The sequence below is a fragment of the Serratia sp. (in: enterobacteria) genome, assembly GCF_051654945.1.
Classification (GTDB): Bacteria; Pseudomonadota; Gammaproteobacteria; order Enterobacterales; family Enterobacteriaceae; genus Chania.
The window spans coordinates 1-4,306 of the sequence record NZ_JBOFZA010000069.1 but is presented as its reverse complement, the minus strand read 5'-3'; the positions used below and the strand labels follow the sequence as shown (position 1 = coordinate 4,306).

Here is a 4,306-nt window from a genome sequence, read left to right as displayed (position 1 = left end):
AACATGCTCAGGTGATGCGTCTATTCGACACGACACACGCCACCTTTGGTTTTGAGGCCAATGACGTTTGGTGCCTGTTCCACTCTTTCGCCTTCGACTTCTCGGTTTGGGAGTTGTGGGGAGCCCTGCGTTATGGTGGTACGCTGGTGTTGGTTCCCCATGCCATTACTCGTTCTCCACAGGCATTTTACCGGTTGATTTGTGAGCAGGGTGTCACTGTCTTGAACCAGACCCCGAGCGCCTTTGCCGCCTTGATGGGGCATGTAAAACCGCTCTCTAACCAACTGCGCTATATCATCTTTGGCGGTGAAGCGCTGCAGCCATCGAGCCTGCGCGACTGGTATGGAGTGCATGATGAATCTTTCCCACAACTGGTGAACATGTACGGGATCACGGAAACCACGGTCCATGTCACCTGTTACCCGCTGACCTCATCGGATGCACAGCAAGGCGACAGTGTGATCGGCCAACCTCTGTCGGATTTGAATCTTTATCTTCTGGATGCGCATGGCCAGCCTGTTCCAATGGGTACTGAGGGTGAGATGTACGTAGGGGGGGCCGGTGTTGCGCGTGGATATCTGAACCGTCCCGAACTGACGGCAGAGCGTTTCTTGCATGATCCCTTTGCGGGTGAGACTGACGCACGGATGTACAGATCAGGGGATCTGGCCCGTTATCTTCCGAACGGAAGCTTAGTGTTTCTTGGTCGCAATGACGACCAGGTCAAGATCCGAGGTTTTCGAATTGAGCCGGGTGAAATTGCGGCCAGATTAGTCGAACACCCCTCCATCCGCGAGGCGGTGGTAGTGATGCAAGGATCAGATGTTAACAAGCGGTTGGTTGCTTATGTAGTGGCTCATGAGCCTCAACAAAATAGAGATCTGGAGTGGGAACACAATCAAGTGGGGGAGTGGCAAGCAATCTACAACCAAGCATATAGCAGGCCGAAAGATACACCCTTTGGTGAGGATTTCCACGGCTGGATAAGTAGTTATGATGGTCAGCAAATTCCATTGGATCAAATGCAAGAATGGCGTACTGAAACAGTAACCCGCATTCTTGACCTTAAGCCTAAGCACGTACTTGAAATCGGAGTTGGTAGTGGCCTGCTACTGTCTAAAATTGCCCCACATTGTCAAACTTATTGGGGTACAGATTTATCGTGTGAGGTTATCGATGGGCTCCAAGAACAGATTGCTAAACGTCCAGAATTTGCAGATCAAGATCATGTTAAGTTGTTCTGCCAACCAGCCCATCAAATTGACGACTTACCAACCAGTTTTTTTGACATTATCGTCTTAAATTCGGTAGTACAATACTTTCCAAGTACTGATTATTTTATCGAAGTGATGCGGCACTCCTTGAGTTTACTAGCCCCAGGAGGAGCTATCTTTCTGGGTGATATCCGCAATCTGCGATTACTACGTAGCTTTGCTACTGCGATTCAACTCGCTAACATCAACGATGTGTCAGACATTAATACGCTACGCTGGGGAATTGAACGTCGTCTGAAAGTAGAAAAGGAGTTGCTATTTGACCCTTCCTTCTTTGTCGAATTGCAGTTGATGTTAAATGACATAACTGGGATTGATATCCGACTTAAGCGGGGGAGGGGCTTAAATGAATTGAATTGCCACCGTTACGATGTTTTATTGAGGAAAGGACCGATCCCAGTATTCTCCCTAAGTAATTTACCTAGATTATACTGGAATAATGAAGTCAATGACCTTAATAGTTTAATGAAATATTTAGCAGAGCATAACAGTGAATGTTTGCGTCTTTGCAATGTACCCAATGGATGTTTGGCTAATGAAACTGCAGCTCTGGAAAAACTTCAACAGGGTAAGCCGCTAGCAGCAATACTCGAAGTGTACCCTCCTGAGCGATTGCCCCTTCATCCTGAAGATTTTCATGTCATTGGGGCTAAATTTGGCTATCAGGTAATCACAACATGGTCAGGTGATGGAGAACATGGCGAACTCGATATTCTGTTTTTACACCAGGCTGGGAATGCCCTGACAGACACTTATCGCTCTCCTAATAATGTTGAAGATATATCCCGGTTAACCAATGTACCTGCGGGTCAAGATGATTCTCGCCAATTAATGTTGGAGTTGAAAGCAAAACTATCTAGTCAATTACCCGCTTACATGGTGCCATCTGCCTTTGTGTGGATGGAAAATTTGCCTCTAACGGGCAATGGCAAGCTTGATCGGATGGCTCTGCCTGTGCCACAAGATGCCGCTTTTGCCCATGCTGACTATGAGGCGCCTCTGGGCGAGATCGAGATTTTAGTGGCTGAGCTTTGGTCGGTACTTCTTGGAGTTGAACGGATCGGGCGTGATGACAACTTTTTTGCTCTTGGTGGTCATTCGCTTATGGCCGCTAGGCTAATCAGCCGCCTTGCGCCTTTAGGGGCAGAATTGCAACTTGTAACTTTATTCGAATCTCCAACACTTAAGGCGCTATCTTTGGCGATCGATGGTCAGCGCAACCTTGACTCCATGGCGCAAGCAGCGATAAATATTATACCTCGTGATGAGCCTTTACCTCTGTCGTTTGCCCAGCAGCGATTGTGGTTCTTGGCACAACTTGATAATGGAATCAGCGAAGCCTATCACATCCCCTTGACTTTTCGATTGAGAGGTCAACTGAATGTATTTGCTTTGCAACAGTCCCTTGATACGCTGTGGGAGCGCCATGAAGCATTGCGCTCGATCTTTGTCAAAATAGAGGGTGAACCTAGGGTGCATCTACTACCCTCTAGCAAAGGCTTGCCGTTGAGTAAGATTGATTTATTCGATGGTTCGAATAGGTTGTCTGATGCGCAGACTAAGCTTGTCAAGCTGTGTGCCGAGGAGGCTCGTAAGCCCTTCGAACTAACTACTGGTCCGCTGATTCGGGCTTGCCTGGTCCGGGTGAGTGCCCAGGAGCCTTCTCCTTCATCTGTTGATGAGCATGTATTGATACTCACACAGCATCACATCGTCTCGGATGGTTGGTCGCTCGGTATTCTCTTGTCAGAGTTAAGTACGCTGTATACGGCTTTTAGCAACCATCAGGCCAATCCATTGTCACTGCTGGCGATCCAATATCCAGACTATGCCGCCTGGCAACGGCAAAGATTGTCGGGAGATATCAGGAATAAACAGGCGGCTTACTGGAGGCAAGCATTGGCTGATGTTCCAACACAACTCGACTTGCCAACAGACCGGCGGCGACCTGAGCAGCAGTCCCTCGTAGGTGCCTCCATGCCGATAGAGCTCAGTGCCGAGCTGACAACAGCCCTCAAGTGTTTTAGCCAGCAACAGGGGGTGACGCTATTCATGACACTGTTGTCGGCCTGGGCCGTAGTGCTATCACGTCTGTCGGGGCAGGAAGATATTGTCATCGGAACACCCAGTGCAAACCGTGGACATTGTGACATTGAGCCACTGATCGGCTTCTTCGTCAACACACTGGCGCTGCGGATTGATCTCAGCGACAGCCCGAGCGTTGTTGACCTCATTATTCGAGTACGCGAGTGTGTACTCAAGGCCCAGGACCACCAGGATCTGCCGTTCGAGCAGGTGGTGGATATAACGCAACCGCCAAGGCGGTTGAGCCATACGCCACTGTTTCAGGTGGTGTTTGCCTGGCAAAGCCATGATGCAGGCCAATGGGCCTTACCTGGTATTGAAGTCAGTCCGGTTGGTTCTACTTATGAAGTCGCCAGATTCGATCTGGAACTGAACCTAGCCGAGGTTGGCGATCGGATCGTTGGTGCTATTGCCTATGCGACTGCGTTATTTGATCCAGGCACAGTTGAGCGCCATGTGGGCTATCTAAAGACCGTTCTTGCCGAGATGACCAAGGATGCCAGCCAGACTGTAGCCAGAATAGACCTGCTTGATGCGTCCGAGCGCACATTGTTGCTTAAGACGCGGAACTCGATGGATAAACCCTGTCCAACTCATCTGTGTATTCATCATCTATTCGAGGCTCAGGTTGCACGCAATCCTGAAGCCGCAGCACTGGTCTTTGAGGGAGAGACACTGAGCTATGGCGAACTCAACGCCAGGGCCAATCGACTGGCGCACCGACTGATTGCTTTAGGCGTCAGACCTGACCAACATGTAGCGATCTGTGTTGAACGCTCCCCTGCGATGATTGTTGGCCTGATGGCGGTCTTGAAAGCAGGCGGAGCCTATGTGCCGCTCGACCCAGAGAACTCAGGGGAGCGACTGGCTTTCATTCTTGCCGATACGGCACCGGTCCTTGTGCTGGCTGACGCAGCAGGATGCCAGGCACTCGGGGACGCTTTGCA

At 49.9% G+C, this 4,306-nt stretch carries 1 protein-coding gene; it reads left to right on the top strand.

Going from position 1 to position 4,306, the window contains the following annotated elements; all coding sequences use genetic code 11:
* The coding region (locus tag ACRDCA_RS10450; protein WP_438689447.1) for a condensation domain-containing protein at positions 1–4,306 on the top strand (4,306 nt) is incomplete at both ends.